This window comes from Companilactobacillus suantsaicola (genome assembly GCF_004745525.1).
In the GTDB taxonomy this organism is placed as follows: domain Bacteria; phylum Bacillota; class Bacilli; order Lactobacillales; family Lactobacillaceae; genus Companilactobacillus; species Companilactobacillus suantsaicola.
This window is the reverse complement of the sequence record NZ_RKLY01000013.1, coordinates 43367-65797: the sequence shown is the minus strand read 5'-3', so window position 1 is coordinate 65797 and position 22431 is coordinate 43367. Positions and strand designations below refer to the sequence as shown.

The following is a 22431-nucleotide window of genomic DNA, read 5'->3' as shown; positions in this document are numbered from 1 at the left end:
AGTTCCCCTTTCAAAACGAAATGTGTGTAGCTTAGTTCATATGGGTATGCAACCATTCTATACACGACGACGCTTTGGAGGACGAGAACCATTGTGAGGAACTGGTGTAACATCACGAATAGCAGTGATTTCCAAACCAGTTGCTTGTAATGAACGGATTGCAGCTTCACGACCGGAGCCAGGACCCTTAACAGCTACTTCAACTGTCTTCATACCATGTTCCATTGATTCTTTAGCAGCAGCTTCACCAGCCATTTGTGCAGCAAATGGTGTTGATTTACGACTACCCTTGAATCCTAATGCACCAGCAGATGACCATGAAACGGCATTACCGTTAACATCAGTGATCATAACAAGTGTATTGTTGAATGTGGAGTGGATATGTGCAACACCAGATTCAATATGCTTCTTAGTACGGCGCTTACGACCTTTAGTTTGTGCCATGATTAACCTCCTATCTTATTCTTATTACTTCTTCTTACCTGCAATGGCAGTCTTCTTGCCCTTACGAGTTCTTGCATTATTCTTTGTGTTTTGTCCACGAACTGGCAAACCACGACGGTGTCTCATACCACGATATGAGCCAATTTCTTGTAGTCTCTTGATGTTCATACTTACTTCACGACGTAAGTCACCTTCGACACGAATCTTATCAACTTCTGCACGAATTTTTTCTTCTTGATCAGGAGTTAAGTCTCTTGTACGAATATCCTCTGATACTTCGGCATTCTTCAATACCTTTTGAGCTGTTGTTTCGCCAATACCAAAAATGTATGTTAGGGCGATAACAATTCTCTTATCACGAGGCAAATCTACACCTGCTATACGAGCCATTAATCAATGCACCTCCTATTAAATTATCCTTGTCTTTGTTTGTGCTTTGGATCTGCAGAGCAAATAACCATGACGCGACCGCGTCTCTTAATTACTTTACAGTGTTCGCACATAGGTTTAACGGATGGTCTTACTTTCATATTGTGGAACCTCCATTCCATTAAAAAACTTATTATCTATATCTATATGTAATTCTTCCCTTGGTTAAATCATAAGGGGATAATTCCACGGTAACCTTGTCACCGGGTAAAATTCTAATGTAGTGCATACGGATTTTACCTGACACATGAGCTAAAATTGTAGCTCCGTTTTCAAGCTTTACCTTAAACATTGCATTAGGCAATGTTTCTGAAATTGTACCTTCTACTTCAATGACATCTTCTTTTGCCAAAGATATTAACCTCCATACGGGATGAAATTATTATGCATATACTGGCGAATTATACAATAATTTTCCATATATGTAAACATTCAAAGCAAAAAGTCTTACAGATTTTGTAAAACTTTCTTAACTTCGTTATAAACTTCATCTATTTCTTGTTCACCATTGATCTTGTACAACAAGTTCAACTTGTCATAAAAATCAATTAATGGTGTATTCATTTCAATATTAACTTTTAATCTATTCTTAACAGTTTCTGGTTTATCGTCCTCACGTTGATAGAAGTCATGGCCGCCACAGACGTCGCATGTTCCTTCAACCTTAGTAGGATTGTAAATCTTATGATAAGTTGCTCCGCACTTAGAACAAATATATCTTCCAGATAAGCGATCAACTAATGTTTCAGGCTTAACATCAATATAGATGACAGCATCTATAGGTTTGTTTACATTCTTTGCAATTGTCTGTAAAGCGTTAGCCTGTTCAAGAGTTCTCGGAAATCCATCTAACATATATCCGTCTTTTTGAACGTCTTCTTCAGATAGACGATCTTGAACGATTCCTTCAGTAACATCGTCAGGAACAAGTTCACCTTTATCGATGAACCCTTTAGCCTTTAGGCCAATTTCTGTCTTATTAGCCATAGCAGCTCTGAACATGTCACCTGTTGAAATATGAACAACTTTAAAATCTTCAACAATCTTTTCAGCTTGAGTACCTTTACCAGCACCAGGTAATCCCATCAATACAATATTCATTGTCACATCTCCAATTATCTAATAAATCCAACGTATTCACGCTTCATCAAAAGACCACGTAATTGACGATCCATTTCCAAAGCAACACCAACGATGATCAATAAACTCGTACCACCTAATCCGATGGATTGAGGTAGATTGAACAAGTTAGCAGCTAACAATGGAAGTAATGAAACCAAACCAAGGAATACAGATCCAACAGTTGATAATTTCATCAGTACACCTGACATGAACTTGATTGTTTCATTACCAGGCCAAATCCCAGGGATATAAGCCCCTTGTTTTTGTAGGTTTTCTGCAAGCTTTTCAGGATTTACTTGAACAAATGCATAGAAGAAAGTAAATAATACAATCAACAATGTATAGAGAAGAGAACCTGTAGTAGTCTGCATACTGAATATTTCGGTTAATACTTGATACCATTGATCTCCACTATGATTTGCTTGGAACGCCATCAAAATTGTTTGTGGCGTAACAATAAATGAACTAGCGAAGATAACAGGAATAACACCAGCAACGTTAACCTTCAATGGTAGAAAACTTTCACTACCACTACCTGCTGCACGTCTTGTGTATTGAATAGGAATTCTTCTATTTGCTTGTTGTACATATGTAACAAATTGCACAACGATCAAAATGATTACTACTAGAGCAACCAAGAATCCAATATTCTTAGCAAGATCAGCAGAACTAGAGTTTGTAATATAATCACGGTAAATTTCCTTTATTCCACTTGGGAATCTAGCAATAATACCAGCGAAGATAATTACAGAAACACCATTACCCAAACCTTTATCGGTGATTTGTTCACCAATCCAAGTTAGAAGCATGGTACCACCAGTTAAGATAATACCAATGGTAACAAAAGCTCTCACGTTAGGAGATTTAACCAATCCTAAACCACTTAAAGTGTTAAAACCGGCTGTAATACCGATTGACTGAACAAAACCTAAAACAATCGTCAAATATCTCGTTACTTGATTTAACTTTCTACGACCAACTTCACCTTGTTTACTCCACTCAACAAATTTAGGAACAATGTCCATTTGTAAAAGTTGAACAACAATTTGGGCCGTGATGAATGGTGAAACACCCATTGAGAAAATAGAGTAGTTTGAAAGACCACCACCGGTTACAGTATCCAATAGGGGAACTAACCCTGTAGAACCAACTTTGTCCATTGCTGCGGCATTAACGCCGGGCACTGTAATTTGTGATCCCAAACGATATATAACAAGTAACATCAAGGTAAAGAGGATCTTCTTACGAATTTCTTTTACCTTTAGAGCATCTCTGATAGTTCCAAGCATTAGATCACCTCTACAGTGCCACCAGCGGCTTCAATTGCTTTAGTTGCTGCTTCAGATGCCTTGGCAACTTTAACAGTCAACTTAGCGCTAACCTCACCGTTAGCAAGCAACTTAACACCATTATATTCTTTTTTAACGATTCCAGCTGCCTTCAATGTTTCAACATTAACTTCAGCACCATCGCTAAATTTGCTTAAATCACTTAGGTTAACAATAGCATATTCCTTGCGGTTGATGTTATTGAAACCACGTTTTGGCATACGACGGAATAAAGGCATTTGTCCACCTTCAAAACCGATACGTGTCTTACCACCTGATCTAGCTAATTGACCTTTTTGTCCACGACCAGCAGTTTTACCAGTACCACTTGAAGTACCACGACCTAGACGCTTTCTAGCATGTCTTGAGCCTGCACTTGGCTTAAGTTCGTTTAGTTCCATTATTGCACCTCCTAATCTTTGAATATTTTATTAATCTTTAACTTCTTCAACGCTTACTAAATGAGCGATTTTACGTACAGCACCACGAATTGCGGGATCATCCGGCTTAACAACAGAACTTGAAACTCTTGCGAGTCCTAATTCTTTAACTGTCTTACGTTGAGCAGGAAGGCGGTGAGCTGCACTTCTAATTAGAGTAATTTTAAGTTTAGCCATTATTACGCACCTTTCTTCTAGTTAAGCAATTCTTGAGCTGAGATACCGCGCATGTCAGCAACGCTTTCAGCAGTTTTAAGTTGTTTTAATCCTTCGATTGTTGCACGAATTACGTTGATTGGTGTATTTCTTCCAAGTGACTTACTTGTAACATCACCAACACCGGCTAATTCGATAACGGCACGAACAGCACCACCAGCAGCAATACCAGAACCTTCTTCAGCAGGCTTCAACATGATTCTACCAGCACCGTAAGTACCGATAACTTCATGAGGAATTGTTGAACCAACCATAGGAACGTTGATAAGGTTCTTCTTAGCATCTTCGACAGCTTTACGAATAGCTTCTGGAACTTCTTGAGCTTTACCAGTACCGAAACCTACGTGACCATTCTTGTCACCGACGATAACGATAGCAGCAAAACGTAGACGGCGTCCACCTTTAACAACCTTAGTAACACGGTTGATTGAGACAACGCGATCTTCTAATTCTAATTGAGATGGATCGATATATGTCATAAATTTGGTTTCCTCCTTCTAGAATTTTAATCCATTTTCACGAGCTGCTTCAGCTAGGCTTTGTACACGACCATGGTAGAGGTATCCGCCACGATCAAATACTACTTCACTGATTTTTGCTTCTTGAGCTCTTTGGGCAATCAAAGCACCAACAGCTTGAGCTTGTTCAACTTTTGAACCGTCTTTAATGTCTTTATCAAGAGTTGAGGCACTTGCTAGCGTTACACCCTTTACGTCATCAATAATTTGAGCGTAAATGTTTTTATTCGAACGGAATACGTTTAAGCGTGGGCGCTCAGCAGTACCAGAGATTTTTGCACGAATGCGTTTTTGACGCTTTTGGCGTGCTTTGTTTTTGTCTGGTTTTGTAATCACAATTTTCACCTCATAGATTTATTTACTATTTACCAGTTTTACCTTCTTTACGACGTACATATTCGTCAACATAACGAATACCTTTACCCTTATAAGGTTCTGGAGGACGTACATCGCGGATAACAGCTGCAAATTGACCAACCTTTTGCTTGCTGATACCAGAAATATTAATTTCTGTATTTGAAGGTGATTCGATCTTGATACCTTCTGGTGCATCCATAACTACGGGATGTGAGAAACCTACTGTAAGTGTAAGTGTATTACCTTTAACTTGTGCACGGTAACCAACACCTCTTAGTTCAAGCTTCTTTTCGTAGCCTTTTGTAACACCGATAACCATATTGTTAAGGTTTGAACGCATTGTACCATGTAAAGCTTTGTCATTGTCGTTTTCACGTGTGAACTTAGCTTCGTTGCCTTCAAGACTTAACTTGATTTTAGAATTAAATTCTCTTGTTAATTCACCCTTAGGGCCTTTAACAGTAATATTTTCGCCATTTTGAGTAACTGTAACACCTTCTGGAATTTCAATTACTTTATATCCGATACGACTCAAATTCGTGCACCTCCTTACTTATTTAAATGTATTACCAAACGTAAGCAATTACTTCTCCACCCACGTGTTGTGCGCGAGCTTGTTTGTCAGTAATTACACCTTTTGAAGTTGAAAGAATAGCGATACCTAATCCATTAAGAACCTTTGGTACGTTATCTGAATCAACATAACTACGTAGACCTGGTCTTGAAATACGTTTCAAGCCAGAAATAACGCGTTGTTGATCGTTACCATATTTTAAGAAAATACGAAGTACGTTTTGCTTGTTGTCTTCAACAACTTCGTAATCCTTGATAAATCCTTCATTTTTTAGAATTTCTGTCATGCTCTTCTTAATGTTTGAAGCAGGCACTTCTAGAGATTCATGTTTAACCATGTTAGCGTTACGAATACGTGTTAGGTAATCCGCAATAGGATCTGTCATGACCATTTAATTTACCTCCTTTATTATATTAAAATCTTACCAGCTAGCTTTTTTCATACCAGGGATTTGACCTTCATGAGCCAATTGACGAAGGCAAAGTCGGCAAAGCTTGAACTTGCGATAAACTGAATGTGGACGTCCACAACGTTCGCAACGTGTATAAGCTTGTGATGAAAACTTAGCAGGTCTATGATTACGTACTATTTGAGATTTCTTAGCCAAGGAATTTACCTCCTAATTTATTTTGTGAATGGCATACCGATTTGTGTTAATAGTTCACGTGATTCTTCATCAGTATTTGCTGTTGTAACAATAACGATGTCCAATCCACGAATCTTGTTAACCTTATCGTAGTCAATTTCTGGGAAAACCAATTGTTCTTTAATACCTAGTGTGTAGTTACCACGACCATCAAATGAACGAGTACTTACACCACGGAAGTCACGAACACGTGGTAGAGCAATGTTGATTAATTTGTCAAGGAAGTCATACATACGATCACCACGTAGTGTAACTTTAGCACCGATTGACATACCTTCACGAAGTCTGAAACCAGCGATTGATTTCTTAGCCTTTGTGATTAGTGGCTTTTGACCTGAGATCAAGCCAAGTTCTTCAACAGCTTCATCAAGGTTCTTTGAGTTAGCGATGGCATCACCAACACCCATGTTTAGAACGATCTTGTCTAATTTAGGTGTTTCCATGATTGATGAGTAGTTGAACTTCTTCATCATTGATGGTGTGATTTCACTATCATACTTTTCTTTTAAAGCGTTAGCCATTTAGTTTTCTCCTTTCTTATTTGTCTTCTTTTTTATCAGTTGTTTTACTTACAACTTTTACGTTAGTTGCGCTAATAGGTCTTTCAACGTCAACAATTCCACCTTGGGGTTGAGCATTGCTTGGCTTAGAGTGTTTCTTAACAACATTTACGCCTTCAACGATAACTTTGTTGACACTAGGCATAGCCTTTTTAACTACACCAGTTTTGCCTTTGGCATCGCCAGCGATAACTTTGACATTGTCTCCAGTTTTTACAAACACTATTCAGCACCTCCTGAATTATATTGATCTTTTTATAGCACTTCTGGTGCTAGAGATACGATCTTCATAAAATCGTTATCACGTAGTTCACGAGCAACAGGTCCGAAGATACGAGTTCCTCTAGGTGTTTTATCAGCATTAATAATAACTGCAGCATTCTCATCAAATCTGATGTAAGAACCATCTGCACGGTGAGCACCTGATACAGTTCTTACGATAACTGCCTTGACAACATCACCCTTTTTAACAACGCCACCTGGTGTTGCTTGTTTGACTGTAGCAACGATAACATCACCGATGTTAGCTGTCTTACGGTTTGAACCACCAAGAACTTTAATTGTTAAAATCTCACGGGCTCCAGAGTTATCTGCAACTTTTAGACGACTTTCTTGTTGAATCATGTTTTGGCCCTCCTCTCATCAGTTATAGTCTAAATATTGACTGCTTTTTCGACGATTTCTAATAAACGGAAGCGCTTTGTCTTTGACAAAGGTCGAGTTTCCATGATACGTACAATATCGTTAACTTTAGCTTCGTTGTTATCGTCTTGAACGTAATATTTCTTAGAATATCTAACACGCTTGCCATAAACTGGGTGTGTTTTGTAAGTTTCAACAACAACAACGATTGTCTTATCCATTTTATCTGAAACGACGCGTCCTTGATATACTTTACGATGGTTACGAGTTTGTGTTTCGCTCAACTTGATATCCCCTTCCTGTTTATTATTTTTCGTTATTCTTTTGATTTTGAGCTGTTCTTAATCTTGCGATGTTCTTTCTTACGGCCTTAAGACGGGCAGTATTTTCCAATTGACCAGTTGCTTGTTGGAAACGCAAGTTGAATAGTTCTTCTTTATATTCTTTAACTTTGTCTTGTAATTGAGCAGCAGTAAGCTCTTTGATTTCACTAGCCTTCATCAGCGCCACCTACTTCCTCACGTTTTACAAACTTAGTTCTTACAGGTAGTTTGTGTGATGCAAGTCTCAATGCTTCACGAGCAACTTCTTCTGAAACGCCACCGATTTCAAACAAAATCTTTTCGCGTTTAACAGGAGCTACCCATCCAGCTGGAGCACCTTTACCATTACCCATACGAACACCTACACCTTTAGCAGTGTATGATTTATGAGGGAAGATTTTAATCCAAACCTTACCACCACGCTTCATATAACGAGTCATAGCAACACGGGCTGCTTCAATTTGTCTATTTGAGATCCAGCTTGAATCAAGTGCTTTCAAACCATATTCACCAAATGTAACAGTTTTTCCACCTTTAGCTTCTCCGCGCATCTTTCCACGGAATTCACGACGGTGTTTTACACGTTTTGGTACTAGCATAGATTATTCTCCTTTCCCTTCAGATTGTTGATCGTTATGTTGTGGTTTAGCAGGTAAGATTTCACCACGGTAGATCCAAGTTTTAACACCCAAATTACCATAAGTTGTCTTAGCTTCAACCCAAGCATAATCGATATCTGCACGCAATGTGTGCAAAGGAACTGTTCCTTCTGTATGCCATTCACGACGAGCCATATCGGCACCGTTTAAACGACCAGAAATTTGTACCTTGATACCTTTAGCACCGGCACGTCTTGAACGTTGAACTGCTTGACGTTGTGCACGTCTGAAAGCAATACGAGCTTCAAGTTGACGAGCAATGCTTTCACCAACCAATTTTGCATCTAAATCAGGTTTCTTGATTTCGATGATGTTGATGTGAATGTTTCTGTTAGTTAAATTATTTAGTTCATTACGTAATTTTTCAACTTCAGAACCACCTTTACCGATAACCATACCTGGTTTAGCGGTATGAATTGAAACTGTAACGTTCTTTGCAGTACGTTCAATTTCGATTCTTGATACGGAAGCATTTGAAAGTTTGTCTTCAATGTACTTACGAATTCTAAGGTCTTCATGTAAAAATGTTGAAAAGTCTTTATTGTTTGCATACCATTTGGCATCCCAGTCACGGATAACACCGACACGGAATCCGACTGGATTAATCTTTTGACCCACTCAAGTTACCTCCAATACTATTCTTTTTCACTTACTACAACTGTAATGTGACTTGTTCTCTTGTTAATTGGTGATGCTGAACCCTTAGCTCTAGGACGGAAACGTTTTAGAGTTGGTCCTTCGTCGACGAATGCTTCGCTAACGAATAGGTTTTGTGCATCTAAATCAAAGTTATGTTCTGCGTTTGCAATTGCTGACTTAAGAGCTTTAGCAATAATTGGAGAGCCTGCTCTTGGTGTGAATTGCAAAATTGCAAGTGCCTCAGCAGCATTCTTGCCTCTGATTAGATCAATAACAAGGCGAGCCTTACGAGGAGCAATACGCACGTTAGTAACTCTAGCTGTTGCAGATGTAATTTCTTGTTCTGCCATCATTTAAGTCTCCCTTCTTATTTCTTAACTGTCTTCTTGTCATCAGTAGCATGACCGTGGAATGTACGTGTTGGAACGAATTCGCCCAACTTGTGGCCAACCATATCTTCTTGGATATAAACTGGAACGTGCTTACGACCATCATGAACTGCGATTGTGTATCCTACGAAACTAGGAAAAATTGTTGAACGTCTTGACCATGTTTTGATAACTGACTTCTTATCAGAATCTGCTTGAGCATCGATCTTCTTTAGAAGGTGTGCATCAGCGAATGGTCCTTTTTTTAAACTACGACTCATCTTATGTCCTCCTTATATTATTCTAATGAATAGTTTACTTACCTTTTCTATGACGAATGATAAGTCTTTCAGATTTGGCATGTGATGAACGAGTTTTCTTACCCAAGGTCTTCTTACCCCATGGTGACATTGGTGATGGATGACCGATAGGAGCTTTACCTTCACCACCACCGTGTGGGTGATCGTTAGGGTTCATAACTGAACCACGAACTGTAGGTCTCATACCTAACCAACGCTTACGTCCAGCTTTACCAATCTTAATAAGTTCATGTTGTTCATTACCAATTGAACCAACAGTAGCACGGCAAGTTGAAAGAATCATACGAACTTCACCAGAAGGTAAACGTAATAGTGAGTATTTACCATCTCTACCTAATAATTGAACAGATGTACCAGCAGAACGGCCTAGTTGACCACCCTTACCAGGTTTCAATTCAACGTTGTGTAGAACTGTACCAACAGGGATATCTGCAAGTGCAAGTGCGTTACCAGGTTTGATATCTGCATCCTTACCAGATTCAACGATTTGCCCTACTTCAAGGCCCTTAGGAGCTAAGATATATGACTTAACACCGTCAGAATAGTGAAGCAATGCAATATTTGCTGTACGATTTGGATCATATTCAATAGATTTTACTGTAGCTTTAACACCGTCTTTGATACGTTTGAAATCAATAACACGGTATTTTTGTTTGTGTCCACCACCACGGTGACGAACTGTAATATGACCGTATGAGTTACGACCAGCTGTATGGCTTTGTGATTCTAAAAGTGTCTTTTCAGGAGTTGTCTTAGTAATTTCTGAAAAGTCAGAACCTGTCATATTACGACGACCGTTTGTGGTTGGTTTATACTTGATAATCGCCATTATTTGACCTCCTTATTTATTTCTCGTCTTCGAAAATCTTAATTTCATCTGAATCTGCTGTAAGAGTAACGATAGCCTTACGACGTTTTGCTGTAAAACCAACATAACGACCTTGGCGCTTCTTCTTACCAGAAACATTCATGATGTTTACTTGTTTAACTTTTACACCGAAAACTTCTTCAACAGCTTGTCTAACAAGAACTTTGTTAGCATCTAAAGCAACGTCGAAAGTATATTTCTTATCGCTCATAGCATCCATTGAGCTTTCAGTGATTACGGGGCGAATAATTACGTCTCTTGCGTTCATTATCCAAGCACCTCCTCAATTTTAGAAAGTGCTGCTTGTGTAACAACTAACTTGTTTGCGTTAATAATGTCAAGCACGTTAACACCTTCTGGAGCAACAACCTTAACTTTATCAATGTTTCTTGCTGATAAAGCAACGTTGTCGTTACCATCTTCAACAACTACAAGAGCTTTGTTGTCAACACCTACTTTGTTTAGTAATTGTGCGAAAGCTTTTGTACTTGGTTTGTCGTATGAAATTGAGTCAATAACGATTAGGTTACTGTCAGCAGCCTTTTGTGAAAGAACAGACTTCAATGCCAAGCGGCTAACCTTCTTTGGAAGGTGATATGAATAAGATCTTGGTGTTGGGCCGAATACGACACCACCACCTACCCATTGAGGTGATCTGATTGAACCTTGACGAGCACGACCAGTACCTTTTTGGCGCCATGGCTTTCTTCCACCACCACGGACTTCGGAACGGTTCTTAACATCATGAGTACCTTGTCTCATTGATGCACGTTGCATAATAACTGCATCTGTAACAACACTGTCGTTTGGTTCAACACCAAAAACTTCGTCTTTTACATCTACAGCACCGTTTTCAGCACCGTTATCTTTGTAAGCTGTGATTTTTGTCATAACTCATTTCCTCCTTCCTATTTTTGATTAGCTTTAACAGCTGTTTGGATTTTAACTAATGATTTGTTTGCTCCGGGTACATTACCCTTGATCATAATTGCATTATGTTCAGCATCAACTTTAACGATTTCTAGGTTTTGTGTAGTAACACGGTTGTTACCCATACGACCTGGAAGCATCTTACCTTTGAATACTCGGTTAATGATAGCACCCATTGAACCAGCAACACGGTGATATCTAGAACCGTGAGTTTCAGGTCCTCTAGCTTGACCGAATCTCTTGATGTTACCTTGCATTCCGTGTCCCTTAGTTGTTCCTGTAACGTCGACAACATCACCAGAATTAAATGTATCTACTGTAACTTCAGCACCTAATTCGTAGTCTCCCATTTCAACATCGCGGAATTCGCGAATGTAACGTTTAGGAGTTGTATTTGCCTTTTGTGCATGACCCTTGGCAGGTTTGTTTGACAATACTTCACGTAAGTCATCCAAACCTAGTTGTACGGCTTCATAACCATCATTTTCAACTGTTTTAAGTTGCATAACAACATTTGGTGTTGCTTCAACAACTGTAACGGGAACTAATTCACCATTGTCAGTAAAAATTTGAGTCATTCCGACTTTTTTACCAAGAATTCCTTTTTTGGCCATGTTTGCACCTCCAATAATTTATTTGTAATAATTATAATTTAATTTCAATGTCAACACCTGATGGTAGATCCAACTTCATAAGTGAATCAACCGTCTTCTTTGTTGGGTTAACAACGTCGATAAGTCTTTTATGTGTACGCATTTCGAATTGTTCTCTAGAATCCTTATGCTTGTGTGGTGAAGCTAACACTGTATATAGTGAACGCTCTGTTGGCAAAGGAATTGGTCCTGAAATTGTAGCACCAGTTCTTTTTGCAGTTTCCACAATCTTGTCAGCTGATTGATCTAGAATACGATGTTCATAAGCCTTTAAACGAATGCGAATTTTTTGACTTGCCATGGGGTTACCTCCTTTTTGTCTCTTTCAAGATGACCGGCTCCGTGAAAATATCCGCCAGCCCTGCCGTGGCAAAGCGGCCGGGTGTGTCGCAACCTCTCACTTCTAAGCCGTCGATATATTTAAATATCTATTTAAGTACATACTTCTCCAAGAAATAAGCACTCTTATAATACTACACGATGACCTCCGGATTTTCAAGCCAAATCGAGTATTTTTCAAAATAAAAGTTACTTTCTAAAATAGAGATTTTAAACTATACTCTAATAAAAGTGGAGGTGGATTTTTGAACGATTACGGATTTAGTTATAATAACAGGTTTTCACCAAATAATAAAGATAAAATGTATCTTTATATTTTCAGAGGGCAAGTGGTTTTAAATGCCCTGATTATTTTCACCTTCAGTGCTATGACTAAGAATCTTTACTTATTCATTCCGATTTTTTTAAATCTTTTAGCGTTGAAGGTCAAAAGTAGACCACAAAAGATTTCTGAGCGACTTAATTTTGTCTTTCAGCTATTTTTACAAGTATTTATCATTGCAGAATCATACTTCTACTTAATAACTTTTAGTACCAGATACTACGACTGGAATTTACCTAGCTCATTAATATTATTTTTGATTTCAATTTTGGTCATGTATATCCCCTATGCTGTGGTTTTCCTCACGCCATTTGAAAATAAATTCGTGCAATTACTACTAAGCATTTTCTCTTTTGAATTTATCGCCATGGGATCGTTAAGTATCGTTACCTACAGTACCATTCTTGATTTCAATCCACTGATAGCAAAATTGAGTGACACTAGATTCATGGGAGCACTTGTCTTCTTGATCATAGCTTTAGTGCTGATGAGAAAATGGGGTTACGCTTACCCTCACATGGTCCCATCACGTCACATCAATTATATAATTTTACTTTTTCTACTATTATTATGTTTTTGGTTTACGATGTGGAATGCCTTCAGTGGCGGGAAAGATTTCTTGAGTTCACTTTATACTTTTGATTTCTCCCATGCTAAATTTCGAATTGAGTATTTATTGAGTGGTTTAGAAGCCGGAATTGCTGAAGAAACTTTATTTAGATACATGTTTCTAACAATCCTATTAGCTGCTTTTAAAAACTTTCGTTGGAAAATTTTCTTTGCTAGTTTTATTAGTAGTTTGTGTTTCGGATTATTACATTTAAGTAATTTGTCTGCTGGACAAGATCTTCCTAATACAATCAACCAAGTAATCTTTGCCACTGGAATGGGATTACTGATGTGTGGCCTTTATTTGTACACTGACACGTTTTTTATCCCTGTGATTTTTCATACTCTACTCGATACCTTAGCCTTTACGACTTCGGGTGAGGTCATGACTGGTAAGGTAACTAACTTACAAAACATTTTTACCGTCGTTGAAACTTTAATTTTCATCGTAATTGCACTAGGACTATTGATTGCTGTTTATCGACGCAAGTATTCCAATTCGAATTATTTTACAATTTAGAACACAAAAAAACCGTAACAGATTTAACTGTTACGGTTTTATTTTTGTTATTAACTAAGCTTCTGGGTTGCCACCATTTTTCTTAATGATGTCAGCTTGAATTGACTTAGGAACCTTTTCGTAGTGATCCATTGTCATTGTAAATGTACCACGACCTTGTGTTGCTGAACGAAGTGTTGTAGCGTAACCAAACATTTCTGCAAGTGGAACGAAAGCATTGATAAGTTGTGCATTACCACGTGCTTCCATACCTTCAACACGTCCACGACGAGCAGTAACTTGTCCCATAACGTCACCTAAGTAATCTTCTGGTGTAACAATTTCAACCTTCATAATAGGTTCAAGAATTACAGCACCAGCTGATTTAGCAGCATTACGTAGAGCCAATGAAGCAGCAATCTTGAAGGCAGCTTCAGATGAATCGACTTCGTGGTATGAACCATCATACAACTTAGCCTTAACATCAATCAATGGGTATCCAGCAAGAACACCGTTTTCCATTGATTCTTTCAATCCTTGTTCTACTGAAGGGATGTATTCACGAGGAACAACACCACCGACGATAGCATCTTCGAATTCAAAGCCTTTACCTTCTTCGTTAGGTGTAAATTCAACCCAAACGTCACCATATTGACCTTTACCACCAGATTGACGAACGAACTTACCTTGAGCACTTGTTTGTTGTGTAAATGTTTCACGGTAAGCAACTTGAGGTTCACCAACCTTACATGCAACGTTAAATTCACGTTTCATACGGTCAACCATGATATCCAAGTGCAATTCACCCATTCCGGCGATCAATGTTTCACCAGTTTCAGGATTTGTTTCAGCTTGGAAAGTAGGATCTTCTTCTGAAAGTTTTTGGATAGCAACATCCATCTTATCTCTATCTTCCTTTGAGTTAGGTTCGATAGATACTTGGATAACTGGATCTGGAATATCCAATGATTCAAGAATTAATGGATGATCTGGATCTGTTAGAGAATCACCTGTTGTAGTGTTCTTCAAACCGATAACAGCAGCGATATCACCAGAGAATACTTCAGGGATTTCCTTACGGTGGTTAGAATGCATTTGTAGCAAACGACCAACACGTTCACGCTTGTCTTTAGTTGAGTTCAAGACATAAGAACCTGATTCTAGTGAACCTCTATATACACGAATGTATGTTAGACGTCCAACGAATGGGTCAGTAGCAATCTTAAATGCAAGACCAGCAAATGGTTTGCTGTCATCAGCCATAAGTTCAACTTCTGATTCATCCTTAGGATCTGTAGCCTTATAAGGACGTACGTCAAGTGGTGATGGTAAGTAGTCAACAACGGCATCCATCAACATTTGAACACCCTTATTCTTGAAAGCAGAACCTGCAAGAACTGGGAAGAACTTCAAGTTGATTGTAGCTTTACGAATAGCAGCACGGATTTCATCGTTGCTGATTTCTTCACCTTCAAGGTACTTGTCCATGATATCATCATCAACATCAGCAACTGATTCGATCAATTCTGCACGTTTCTTTTCAGCTTCAGCACGATATTCTTCAGGAACATCGACAGTATCCCATTTTGTACCTAATTCGTCTTCGTCGTATAGATCGGCTTTCATTTCAATCAAGTCGATAACACCTTCGAATTGGTCTTCGGCACCAATAGGCATTTGGATAGCATGTGCGTTAGCATCTAGTCTTTCATGCAATGTTTCTACAGAGTAGTCAAAGTTAGCACCGATTTTATCCATCTTGTTAACAAAGACGATTCTTGGAACACCGTATGTTGAGGCTTGACGCCAAACATTTTCAGTTTGTGGTTCAACACCTGATTGAGCATCAAGAACTGTAATAGCACCATCTAGAACACGGAGTGAACGTTCAACTTCGATTGTGAAGTCAACGTGTCCTGGAGTATCAATGATATTGATACGGTTGTTCTTCCATTCAGCAGTTGTAGCAGCTGATGTGATAGTAATACCACGTTCTTGTTCTTGAGCCATCCAGTCCATTTGTGAAGCACCATCATGTGTTTCACCAATTTTGTGGATTTTACCAGTATAGTACAAGATACGTTCTGTAGTTGTAGTTTTACCGGCATCGATGTGGGCCATGATACCAATATTACGGGTATCTTCTAGTGGAAATTCACGTTTATTAGCCATGAAAAATTGTTTCTCCTCTCAAATTAACTAGTTTTAAAACTAGATCCTACCAGCGATAGTGAGCGAATGCACGGTTAGCATCGGCCATCTTATGTGTATCTTCACGTTTCTTAACAGCAGCACCAGTATTGTTAGCTGCATCCATGATTTCGTTAGCTAGACGTTCGTCCATAGTATGTTCACCACGTAGACGAGCATAACTTGTGATCCAACGAAGTCCTAGAGTTGTACGACGATCTGGACGAACTTCGATAGGAATTTGATAGTTAGAACCACCGATACGGCGAGCCTTAACTTCAAGTACAGGCATAACATTGTTCATTGCTTCTTCAAACACGTCCAATGGTTCGTTACCTGTCTTGTCCTTAATAATATCGAAAGCACGATATAAAATTGTTGAAGCAGTACCTCTTTTACCATCATACATCAAGTGGTTAATCAAACGAGTTACTAGCTTTGAGTTGTACATTGGATCTGGCAAAACATCACGTTTTGGAGCTCTACCTTTACGCATAAAAAATTCCTCCGTTATTACATTATTTCATTAAATAAGAATGATTATTTATTGTTATTTCTTAGGCTTCTTAGCACCATATTTTGAACGACTTTGCATACGTCCATCAACACCGGCTGTATCTAAGGCACCACGAACAACGTGATAACGAACACCAGGTAGATCCTTTACACGTCCACCACGGACAAGAACAACACTATGCTCTTGCAAGTTGTGGCCAATTCCTGGGATATATGCTGTTACTTCAATAAGGTTTGATAATCTAACACGGGCATACTTACGTAGGGCTGAGTTAGGCTTCTTAGGTGTCATTGTTCCGACACGAGTTGCAACACCACGTTTTTGTGGAGCTGGGTTCTTTGTAGCAACCTTCTTCATACTATTGTAGCCGTAGTTCAATGCAGGTGCATCGGACTTTGAAGTTTGTGACTTACGGCCTTTGCGAACTAATTGGTTAATTGTTGGCATTCAAAGTTCCTCCTAATAATTTAAGTACACACATCCAGGTGGTTCATAATTTTGTAAAATAATAAACCACGTTAGTGGCGTACGTTATGAGCTTATATTTAAATAAACAAACTAATATTGCTGCCAATAAAAGCACGTCTATTAGAATACCATCTATAAAAAGCCATGTCAACGTGACATTGCTAAAAAGTTAACCCAAAATACTTCGTAATTTAAAACGAGGTGAAAATAATGGAATATCTTTTACAACTACTAATCTTCATTTTCGGAGCTTGCATTATCTCCTTTCTAAAGGTTTTCGCACAAGATTACCCACAAATCAACACCAGGCGTTCTCAGTGCGATTACTGTCACAGGATCTTAAGATGGTATGAAATCATCCCAATACTGGGTTATTTCATAGATAATGGTAAATGCTCAACTTGCAAAAATCAAATTAATTTTTTAAATCCCCTTCAAGAATTTTGTGGTGGACTGTTGATTCTTTCCAGTTATTATTTCAACAATTTATCCTATTTACCTTTGATTTTGACGTTAATTCTTTTAGGCTTTTGTGACGCTTTTTATGGTTATGTCTATCCGATTTTTTATTTGGGCTTTTTGCCAACAATCATATGGCACTTCTCTGGTCAACATTTATTGATCAGCCTTTTAGTATACCTGTCACTCTTGTTATTAAGCCGGAACCACCTAATTGGTTTGGGTGATGTGGAGATAATCTCAATCCTGGCTTTAGTTTTTAACTTAGAGCTTTTTCTATTAATAATGATCTTAGCGTGTCTGCTTTGTATTGGCAATTTTGCGGTAAACAAAAAGAGATCATTTCGATTCATCCCTTATTTATGTATCGCTACAGGATTCGTCTTCGTGATCTCTTCATTTCTTATTAAATTTCAGGTAGGATTCTTTGAAGCTTTAGCCAGTTAACTGCTAATTCCCACCACTTATAATCGTAAATATTGTAATCTCCACCATTGGGATGCTTTGTGACATAAGTTGAAAGTGACAAACCGTGGCCGCCCGAACCAAAGAGGTGCATTTCGTATGGAATCTTCAAGTCATTCAACTTTTGTGCATAAACGATTGAATTCATGACCGGTACGGTGTCATCAGTAACTGTTTGCCAAATGAATGTTGGTTTAGCATGCTCAGTTAAATGAGCTTGAGCTTGCCAATATGATTCATCAGGAGCTACTTGTTTAGACCATGATTCTTCTTTAGGCCAACCTAGAGTCATATCGATTACTGAATAACCGAGGATATTTGCAGCTGGTTCAACTTCCAATTTGTCAGCAAAGATATTCTTTCTTTGTTCTGGATCTAACATGATGGAATTAAAGTCAGCAACGACGTGTCCACCGGCAGAGAAACCAATTAAAACTACTTTACTCAAATCAATATTGTGAGTTTCTTGTTGACTCTTCAACCAATTCAAAGTTGTTGCCATTTCTTGTAAGGCTATAGGATAAACATTTTTGCCATTTTCAGCTAATTGGTAATGCAAAACTAAAGCATGCATTCCTTCTGAGTTAAATTTCATGGCAATCGGTTGTGCTTCACGATCAGAATGAAACTTAAAAGCACCTCCAGGACAAATAATTGCTAGCGGATGCTCAACTGGTTCATCAAAATCAGAAATTGGATCTAACCAGTAAGTATCTAAAGTAAATTTGGTATCTTGATAAGCTAATTCTTGCTTTTGCAAAATTCTAACCTCCAAATTAATCTCGATACTTCTATTATACAAAAAAAAGACGACCATAAATGGTCGTCTTTCTAACAAATATTAATTATTTTTCACTCTTAGCTTCTTCAGCCTTCATTTGGGCCTCTATATCAGAAATTGTATAGGCACCATTTAACGAATTGTCTGCCATTGGGCCGACTTTCTTAGGTTCCATATGGTTGTACTTAGCCATACCAGTACCGGCAGGGATAAGTTTACCAATAATAACATTTTCCTTAAGTCCAAGAAGTGGATCATTCTTACCACGAATTGAAGCGTCAGTAAGAACTCTAGTTGTTTCCTGGAAGGAAGCAGCTGACAAGAAACTGTTAGTTTCAAGTGAGGCTTTTGTGATACCAAGTAGAACTGGACGTCCAGTGGCAGGAATTCCACCATTGAACAATGTCTCACGGTTATGGTCAGTAAATTGAGAAATATCCATCAATTGACCAGGTAAGACATCTGTATCACCAGGATCAAGGATACGGATCTTTCTGAGCATTTGTCTGATCATAACCTCGAAATGCTTATCAGAAATATCAACACCTTGCATACGGTAAACTTTTTGAACTTCAGCAAGCAAGTAGTTTTCTGTATGTAGGACGTTTGTAACTTTGATCAATTCCTTAGGATCGATTGAACCTTGTGTCAACTTACCACCACGTTTTACATGGTCACCTTCGGCAACTGCAACACTTGATGTGTAAGGAACACTATAACTTCTAGAGTCAATGTCACCCTCAACAGTGATTTCCTTAGTATGTTCTGCTGGATTCTCATCGATTGATGTAACTGTACCATCAACTTCAGAAATGACAGCAAGACCTTTAGGATTTCTAGCTTCAACAATTTCTTGAACACGAGGAAGTCCTTGAGTAATATCATCGCCACCAGCAACACCACCAGTATGGAAGTTTCTCATAGTCAATTGTGTACCTGGTTCACCGATTGATTGAGCAGCAACAGTACCAACTGCTTCACCAATTTCAACTTCTTCACCAGTAGCAAGGTTTCTACCGTAACACTTCTTACATACACCATGTTTTGTATCACATGTGAATGCAGAACGAATTGTTACGTGTGTGACACCTGCGTCAACAACCTTTTGAGCCAAAGCTTCATCCATCATGACACCACGAGGTACGATAACTTCGCCTGTCTTAGGATCTTTAACTGTCTTTTGAGTATAACGACCAACAAGTCGATCATACAATGGTTCGATTAAATCTGTACCTTCCATAATGGCACTTACAACAAGACCACGGTCAGTACCACAATCTTCTTCACGAACGATAACATCTTGAGCAACATCAACCAAACGACGTGTCAAGTAACCAGAGTTAGCAGTCTTCAAGGCTGTATCGGTCATACCTTTACGAGCACCGTGGGTTGACATGAACATTTCCATGACAGATAGTCCTTCACGGAAGTTAGAAATAACAGGGATTTCCATCATACCACCGTTAGGGGCAGCCATAAGTCCACGCATACCAGCTAGCTGAGTAAAGTTTGAAATGTTACCACGGGCACCGGAATCGGACATCATTGAGATAGGGTTTGTAGGATCAAATGAGTCGATCAACAATTGTTGAATTTCGTCCTTTGTATCGTTCCAAACACTGATAACACGATCATGTCGTTCATCATCGGTGATAAGTCCACGACGGAATTGCTTAGAAATAGAAGCGACTTGTTTGTGGGCTTTGTCAATAATTTCAGGTTTTTGAGTTAAGTTAGGAACATCAGTAACACCAACTGTCAAACCAGATAGTGTACAGATTGTGTAACCTAATTCCTTCATATCATCAAGAAGTGATGAAGTTCTTTGAACACGGTAGATCTTGAAGATTTGAGCGATGATATCTGATAGGTAACCACTCTTAAGTGGGTCTACTAGATCCATTTCGTCCAAACGTTGATGAATATCTTCACCTTTACCCAAGAAGTACTTGTCAGGAACACCATTCTTCAAATTGTCATCTGAAGGTTCATTTAAGTATGGGAAGTCAGCAGGAAGAATTTCGTTAAAGATCACTTTACCAACACTGGTAATCATAACCTTATCTCTTTGTTCATCCTTGAATGGCTTGTTAGGCATTGAAGAAACAGCTAAACCAATTCTTGTATGGTAATGAACATCACCATTTAGAAGAGCTGTTTGAACTTCATTAGCATCCATGAAGATCTTACCTTCGCCAGTCATATGTCTTGTTTCAATTGTTAGATAGTAGTTACCTAAAACAACATCCTGTGAAGGAGTAACGATAGGCTTACCATCTTTAGGAGCAAGAATATGGTGAGCAGCAAGCATCAACATACGAGCTTCAGCTTGAGCTTCGTCTGATAGTGGCACGTGGATAGCCATTTGGTCACCATCAAAATCGGCATTGTAAGCTTCACAAGCAAGTGGGTGCAAACGGATTGATTTACCATCAACCAAAACAGGTTCAAAGGCTTGGATACCAAGTCTATGAAGTGTAGGGGCACGGTTAAGTAGTACTGGACGTTCTTTGATAACGTCTTCTAGTACATCCCAGATATCATCATCTTGGCGATCGATCTTTCTTCTAGCATTCTTGACGTTAGAAGCGATTTCTCTCTTAACTAGTTCGTGCATTACGAATGGTTTGAACAATTCCAATGCCATTTCACGTGGAAGACCACATTGGTAAAACTTAAGTGTTGGTCCAACATCGATAACAGAACGACCTGAGTAGTCAACACGTTTACCAAGTAAGTTTTGACGGAAACGACCTTGCTTACCTTTAAGCATGTGTGAAAGTGACTTCAATGGACGGTTACCAGGTCCTGTAACAGGACGGCCACGACGACCATTATCGATCAAGGCATCAACAGCTTCTTGGAGCATTCTCTTTTCGTTTTGAACGATGATATTAGGAGCATGTAGATCCAACAATCTCTTCAAACGGTTATTTCTGTTAATAACACGACGGTACAAATCGTTCAAGTCAGAAGTAGCGAAACGGCCACCTTCTAGTTGAACCATTGGACGAAGATCAGGTGGGATTACGGGAATTGCTTCCATTACCATCCATTCAGGTTTGTTACCAGACTTTTGGAAAGCACTAAGGATATCCAAACGTCTAATAGCACGTGTACGTTTTTGTCCTTGAGCGGACTTCAATGTCTCACGTAATTCTTTAACTTCAGAATCCATATCAACTTGTCTTAGAAGATCACGGATACCTTCGGCACCCATTTCAGCAACGAACTTGTTACCAAATTCTTCACGTTTCTTACGGTATTCTGTTTCTGTTAATAATTGTTTCTTTTCTAGATCAGTATCACCTGGGTCGATAACTACATATGATGCAAAGTAGATTACTTCTTCCAAGTTTCTTGGACTCATATCCAAGACAAGTCCCATACGTGATGGGATTCCTTTAAAGTACCAGATGTGTGATACAGGAGCTGCTAGTTCGATATGAGCCATACGTTCACGGCGAACTTTTGAACGAGTAACTTCAACACCACAGCGGTCACAAACAATACCCTTATAACGGATACGTTTGTACTTACCACAGGCACATTCCCAGTCTTTAGTTGGTCCAAAGATTCTTTCATCGAATAGACCATCTTTTTCTGGTTTTAAAGTACGGTAGTTAATAGTTTCTGGTTTCTTAACTTCCCCATAAGACCAACTACGAATCTTATCAGGAGAAGCTAAACCAATTTGCATACTATCGAATTTATTAACGTCTATCAAAAGGTAACCTCCCTAAAGT

General features: G+C 38.7%; 34 protein-coding genes. 2 read left to right on the top strand and 32 right to left on the bottom strand.

Going from position 1 to position 22431, the window contains the following annotated elements; all coding sequences use genetic code 11:
• Positions 1-57: 57 nt before the first annotated feature.
• From rpsK to rpsJ, 27 genes are all read right to left on the bottom strand, one after another.
• Positions 58-444 carry a 30S ribosomal protein S11 gene (gene rpsK / locus EGT49_RS06495; protein WP_025084429.1) on the bottom strand — a complete coding sequence of 129 codons (387 nt, stop codon included), beginning with the start codon at positions 442-444 and terminating at the stop codon, positions 58-60.
• A gap of 24 nt (positions 445-468) precedes the next feature.
• The gene (gene rpsM / locus EGT49_RS06490) at positions 469-834 is read right to left on the bottom strand and encodes a 30S ribosomal protein S13 (RefSeq protein ID WP_135372672.1); all 366 of its coding nucleotides are present in this window, start codon (positions 832-834) and stop codon (positions 469-471) included.
• Between the two features lie 23 nt (positions 835-857).
• Positions 858-974 carry a 50S ribosomal protein L36 gene (rpmJ, locus tag EGT49_RS06485; RefSeq protein ID WP_010018546.1) on the bottom strand — a complete coding sequence of 39 codons (117 nt, stop codon included), beginning with the start codon at positions 972-974 and terminating at the stop codon, positions 858-860.
• Between the two features lie 32 nt (positions 975-1006).
• The gene (gene infA / locus EGT49_RS06480) at positions 1007-1225 is read right to left on the bottom strand and encodes a translation initiation factor IF-1 (protein WP_025084427.1); all 219 of its coding nucleotides are present in this window, start codon (positions 1223-1225) and stop codon (positions 1007-1009) included.
• 95 nt (positions 1226-1320) lie between these two features.
• The gene (locus tag EGT49_RS06475; protein ID WP_010018542.1) at positions 1321-1974 is read right to left on the bottom strand and encodes an adenylate kinase; all 654 of its coding nucleotides are present in this window, start codon (positions 1972-1974) and stop codon (positions 1321-1323) included.
• Positions 1975-1988: 14 nt separating this feature from the next.
• Positions 1989-3284 carry a preprotein translocase subunit SecY gene (secY, locus tag EGT49_RS06470; RefSeq protein ID WP_135372670.1) on the bottom strand — a complete coding sequence of 432 codons (1296 nt, stop codon included), beginning with the start codon at positions 3282-3284 and terminating at the stop codon, positions 1989-1991.
• Positions 3284-3724 carry a 50S ribosomal protein L15 gene (rplO, locus tag EGT49_RS06465; protein ID WP_135372668.1) on the bottom strand — a complete coding sequence of 147 codons (441 nt, stop codon included), beginning with the start codon at positions 3722-3724 and terminating at the stop codon, positions 3284-3286. Before rplO ends, secY begins: the two co-directional genes overlap by 1 nt.
• A gap of 30 nt (positions 3725-3754) precedes the next feature.
• The gene (gene rpmD / locus EGT49_RS06460) at positions 3755-3940 is read right to left on the bottom strand and encodes a 50S ribosomal protein L30 (RefSeq protein ID WP_135372666.1); all 186 of its coding nucleotides are present in this window, start codon (positions 3938-3940) and stop codon (positions 3755-3757) included.
• A gap of 17 nt (positions 3941-3957) precedes the next feature.
• A complete protein-coding gene (gene rpsE / locus EGT49_RS06455; protein WP_135372664.1) occupies positions 3958-4458 on the bottom strand; it encodes a 30S ribosomal protein S5 in 501 nt (166 codons plus the stop codon).
• 18 nt (positions 4459-4476) lie between these two features.
• A complete protein-coding gene (gene rplR, locus EGT49_RS06450) occupies positions 4477-4842 on the bottom strand; it encodes a 50S ribosomal protein L18 (RefSeq protein ID WP_135372662.1) in 366 nt (121 codons plus the stop codon).
• A 16-nt stretch (positions 4843-4858) separates the two neighbouring features.
• Entirely contained in the window at positions 4859-5389 is a 531-nt protein-coding gene (gene rplF, locus EGT49_RS06445; RefSeq protein ID WP_135372660.1) for a 50S ribosomal protein L6, read from the bottom strand.
• Between the two features lie 31 nt (positions 5390-5420).
• Entirely contained in the window at positions 5421-5819 is a 399-nt protein-coding gene (rpsH, locus tag EGT49_RS06440; RefSeq protein ID WP_135372658.1) for a 30S ribosomal protein S8, read from the bottom strand.
• 30 nt (positions 5820-5849) lie between these two features.
• A complete protein-coding gene (locus EGT49_RS06435) occupies positions 5850-6035 on the bottom strand; it encodes a type Z 30S ribosomal protein S14 (protein WP_010018530.1) in 186 nt (61 codons plus the stop codon).
• Between the two features lie 17 nt (positions 6036-6052).
• Complete coding sequence (gene rplE, locus EGT49_RS06430; protein ID WP_135372656.1) at positions 6053-6595, bottom strand: 50S ribosomal protein L5; 543 nt, start codon at positions 6593-6595, stop codon at positions 6053-6055.
• A 16-nt stretch (positions 6596-6611) separates the two neighbouring features.
• Positions 6612-6857, bottom strand: a complete 246-nt coding sequence (gene rplX / locus EGT49_RS06425; RefSeq protein ID WP_057738753.1) for a 50S ribosomal protein L24 — start codon at positions 6855-6857, stop codon at positions 6612-6614.
• Positions 6858-6889: 32 nt separating this feature from the next.
• Positions 6890-7258: a 50S ribosomal protein L14 gene (rplN, locus tag EGT49_RS06420; RefSeq protein ID WP_135372654.1), complete on the bottom strand. Its 369-nt coding sequence runs from the start codon at positions 7256-7258 to the stop codon at positions 6890-6892.
• A gap of 29 nt (positions 7259-7287) precedes the next feature.
• Complete coding sequence (gene rpsQ / locus EGT49_RS06415) at positions 7288-7560, bottom strand: 30S ribosomal protein S17 (RefSeq protein WP_135372652.1); 273 nt, start codon at positions 7558-7560, stop codon at positions 7288-7290.
• Positions 7561-7582: 22 nt separating this feature from the next.
• A complete protein-coding gene (rpmC, locus tag EGT49_RS06410; RefSeq protein WP_010018524.1) occupies positions 7583-7777 on the bottom strand; it encodes a 50S ribosomal protein L29 in 195 nt (64 codons plus the stop codon).
• Positions 7767-8198 carry a 50S ribosomal protein L16 gene (rplP, locus tag EGT49_RS06405; RefSeq protein WP_135372650.1) on the bottom strand — a complete coding sequence of 144 codons (432 nt, stop codon included), beginning with the start codon at positions 8196-8198 and terminating at the stop codon, positions 7767-7769. The genes rpmC and rplP overlap by 11 nt, the downstream gene beginning before the upstream one ends.
• A 3-nt stretch (positions 8199-8201) precedes the next feature.
• Positions 8202-8876 (bottom strand): 30S ribosomal protein S3, encoded by a 675-nt coding sequence (rpsC, locus tag EGT49_RS06400; RefSeq protein WP_135372648.1) that lies wholly within the window; start codon positions 8874-8876, stop codon positions 8202-8204.
• A gap of 17 nt (positions 8877-8893) precedes the next feature.
• Complete coding sequence (rplV, locus tag EGT49_RS06395) at positions 8894-9247, bottom strand: 50S ribosomal protein L22 (protein WP_010018520.1); 354 nt, start codon at positions 9245-9247, stop codon at positions 8894-8896.
• Positions 9248-9264: 17 nt separating this feature from the next.
• On the bottom strand, positions 9265-9546 hold the full coding sequence (gene rpsS / locus EGT49_RS06390) for a 30S ribosomal protein S19 (protein ID WP_041501334.1): 282 nt from the start codon (positions 9544-9546) through the stop codon (positions 9265-9267).
• 34 nt (positions 9547-9580) lie between these two features.
• Entirely contained in the window at positions 9581-10414 is an 834-nt protein-coding gene (gene rplB / locus EGT49_RS06385) for a 50S ribosomal protein L2 (protein ID WP_135372646.1), read from the bottom strand.
• Between the two features lie 16 nt (positions 10415-10430).
• Positions 10431-10721: a 50S ribosomal protein L23 gene (rplW, locus tag EGT49_RS06380; RefSeq protein ID WP_135372644.1), complete on the bottom strand. Its 291-nt coding sequence runs from the start codon at positions 10719-10721 to the stop codon at positions 10431-10433.
• Entirely contained in the window at positions 10721-11344 is a 624-nt protein-coding gene (gene rplD, locus EGT49_RS06375) for a 50S ribosomal protein L4 (protein ID WP_135372642.1), read from the bottom strand. Before rplD ends, rplW begins: the two co-directional genes overlap by 1 nt.
• 17 nt (positions 11345-11361) lie before the next feature.
• Positions 11362-11997 (bottom strand): 50S ribosomal protein L3, encoded by a 636-nt coding sequence (gene rplC, locus EGT49_RS06370; RefSeq protein ID WP_135372640.1) that lies wholly within the window; start codon positions 11995-11997, stop codon positions 11362-11364.
• Positions 11998-12028: 31 nt separating this feature from the next.
• Positions 12029-12337, bottom strand: coding sequence for a 30S ribosomal protein S10 (gene rpsJ, locus EGT49_RS06365; RefSeq protein ID WP_025084408.1), 309 nt, complete (start codon positions 12335-12337; stop codon positions 12029-12031).
• A 283-nt stretch (positions 12338-12620) separates the two neighbouring features.
• Between rpsJ and EGT49_RS06360 the strand changes: the two genes are divergently transcribed.
• Positions 12621-13826: a CPBP family intramembrane glutamic endopeptidase gene (locus tag EGT49_RS06360; RefSeq protein WP_135372638.1), complete on the top strand. Its 1206-nt coding sequence runs from the start codon at positions 12621-12623 to the stop codon at positions 13824-13826.
• A 54-nt stretch (positions 13827-13880) separates the two neighbouring features.
• Here EGT49_RS06360 and fusA read toward each other — a convergent pair whose 3' ends face one another.
• Genes fusA through rpsL form a run of 3 tightly spaced genes read right to left on the bottom strand, consistent with a single transcriptional unit; the run spans position 13881 to position 16959 of the window.
• Positions 13881-15977 (bottom strand): elongation factor G, encoded by a 2097-nt coding sequence (gene fusA / locus EGT49_RS06355; protein WP_135372636.1) that lies wholly within the window; start codon positions 15975-15977, stop codon positions 13881-13883.
• Positions 15978-16023: 46 nt separating this feature from the next.
• Entirely contained in the window at positions 16024-16491 is a 468-nt protein-coding gene (gene rpsG / locus EGT49_RS06350) for a 30S ribosomal protein S7 (protein WP_010018510.1), read from the bottom strand.
• Between the two features lie 54 nt (positions 16492-16545).
• On the bottom strand, positions 16546-16959 hold the full coding sequence (gene rpsL, locus EGT49_RS06345) for a 30S ribosomal protein S12 (protein ID WP_010018509.1): 414 nt from the start codon (positions 16957-16959) through the stop codon (positions 16546-16548).
• A 231-nt stretch (positions 16960-17190) separates the two neighbouring features.
• Between rpsL and EGT49_RS12810 the strand changes: the two genes are divergently transcribed.
• Entirely contained in the window at positions 17191-17886 is a 696-nt protein-coding gene (locus EGT49_RS12810) for a prepilin peptidase (protein ID WP_135372634.1), read from the top strand.
• On the opposite strand, the gene EGT49_RS06335 is transcribed toward EGT49_RS12810, so the two are convergent.
• Together EGT49_RS06335 and rpoC are read right to left on the bottom strand one after the other, a co-directional pair.
• Positions 17846-18664, bottom strand: coding sequence for an alpha/beta hydrolase (locus tag EGT49_RS06335; RefSeq protein WP_135372632.1), 819 nt, complete (start codon positions 18662-18664; stop codon positions 17846-17848). The genes EGT49_RS12810 and EGT49_RS06335 overlap by 41 nt on opposite strands.
• 85 nt (positions 18665-18749) lie before the next feature.
• The gene (gene rpoC, locus EGT49_RS06330) at positions 18750-22412 is read right to left on the bottom strand and encodes a DNA-directed RNA polymerase subunit beta' (protein ID WP_135372630.1); all 3663 of its coding nucleotides are present in this window, start codon (positions 22410-22412) and stop codon (positions 18750-18752) included.
• Between the last annotated feature and the right edge of the window lie 19 nt (positions 22413-22431).

What these genes read in the sequence shown, in the direction of transcription:
- rpsK (WP_025084429.1), bottom strand. Translation starts at nt 444, where the DNA reads ATGGCACAAACTAAAGGTCGTAAGCGCCGTACTAAGAAGCATATTGAA.
- rpsM (WP_135372672.1), bottom strand. Translation starts at nt 834, where the DNA reads ATGGCTCGTATAGCAGGTGTAGATTTGCCTCGTGATAAGAGAATTGTT.
- rpmJ (WP_010018546.1), bottom strand. Translation starts at nt 974, where the DNA reads ATGAAAGTAAGACCATCCGTTAAACCTATGTGCGAACACTGTAAAGTA.
- EGT49_RS06475 (WP_010018542.1), bottom strand. Translation starts at nt 1,974, where the DNA reads ATGAATATTGTATTGATGGGATTACCTGGTGCTGGTAAAGGTACTCAA.
- secY (WP_135372670.1), bottom strand. Translation starts at nt 3,284, where the DNA reads ATGCTTGGAACTATCAGAGATGCTCTAAAGGTAAAAGAAATTCGTAAG.
- rplO (WP_135372668.1), bottom strand. Translation starts at nt 3,724, where the DNA reads ATGGAACTAAACGAACTTAAGCCAAGTGCAGGCTCAAGACATGCTAGA.
- rpmD (WP_135372666.1), bottom strand. Translation starts at nt 3,940, where the DNA reads ATGGCTAAACTTAAAATTACTCTAATTAGAAGTGCAGCTCACCGCCTT.
- rpsE (WP_135372664.1), bottom strand. Translation starts at nt 4,458, where the DNA reads ATGACATATATCGATCCATCTCAATTAGAATTAGAAGATCGCGTTGTC.
- rpsH (WP_135372658.1), bottom strand. Translation starts at nt 5,819, where the DNA reads ATGGTCATGACAGATCCTATTGCGGATTACCTAACACGTATTCGTAAC.
- rplE (WP_135372656.1), bottom strand. Translation starts at nt 6,595, where the DNA reads ATGGCTAACGCTTTAAAAGAAAAGTATGATAGTGAAATCACACCATCA.
- rplN (WP_135372654.1), bottom strand. Translation starts at nt 7,258, where the DNA reads ATGATTCAACAAGAAAGTCGTCTAAAAGTTGCAGATAACTCTGGAGCC.
- rpmC (WP_010018524.1), bottom strand. Translation starts at nt 7,777, where the DNA reads ATGAAGGCTAGTGAAATCAAAGAGCTTACTGCTGCTCAATTACAAGAC.
- rplP (WP_135372650.1), bottom strand. Translation starts at nt 8,198, where the DNA reads ATGCTAGTACCAAAACGTGTAAAACACCGTCGTGAATTCCGTGGAAAG.
- rplV (WP_010018520.1), bottom strand. Translation starts at nt 9,247, where the DNA reads ATGGCAGAACAAGAAATTACATCTGCAACAGCTAGAGTTACTAACGTG.
- rpsS (WP_041501334.1), bottom strand. Translation starts at nt 9,546, where the DNA reads ATGAGTCGTAGTTTAAAAAAAGGACCATTCGCTGATGCACACCTTCTA.
- rplB (WP_135372646.1), bottom strand. Translation starts at nt 10,414, where the DNA reads ATGGCGATTATCAAGTATAAACCAACCACAAACGGTCGTCGTAATATG.
- rplW (WP_135372644.1), bottom strand. Translation starts at nt 10,721, where the DNA reads ATGAACGCAAGAGACGTAATTATTCGCCCCGTAATCACTGAAAGCTCA.
- rplD (WP_135372642.1), bottom strand. Translation starts at nt 11,344, where the DNA reads ATGACAAAAATCACAGCTTACAAAGATAACGGTGCTGAAAACGGTGCT.
- rplC (WP_135372640.1), bottom strand. Translation starts at nt 11,997, where the DNA reads ATGGCCAAAAAAGGAATTCTTGGTAAAAAAGTCGGAATGACTCAAATT.
- rpsJ (WP_025084408.1), bottom strand. Translation starts at nt 12,337, where the DNA reads ATGGCAAGTCAAAAAATTCGCATTCGTTTAAAGGCTTATGAACATCGT.
- fusA (WP_135372636.1), bottom strand. Translation starts at nt 15,977, where the DNA reads ATGGCTAATAAACGTGAATTTCCACTAGAAGATACCCGTAATATTGGT.
- rpsG (WP_010018510.1), bottom strand. Translation starts at nt 16,491, where the DNA reads ATGCGTAAAGGTAGAGCTCCAAAACGTGATGTTTTGCCAGATCCAATG.
- rpsL (WP_010018509.1), bottom strand. Translation starts at nt 16,959, where the DNA reads ATGCCAACAATTAACCAATTAGTTCGCAAAGGCCGTAAGTCACAAACT.
- EGT49_RS12810 (WP_135372634.1), top strand. Translation starts at nt 17,191, where the DNA reads ATGGAATATCTTTTACAACTACTAATCTTCATTTTCGGAGCTTGCATT.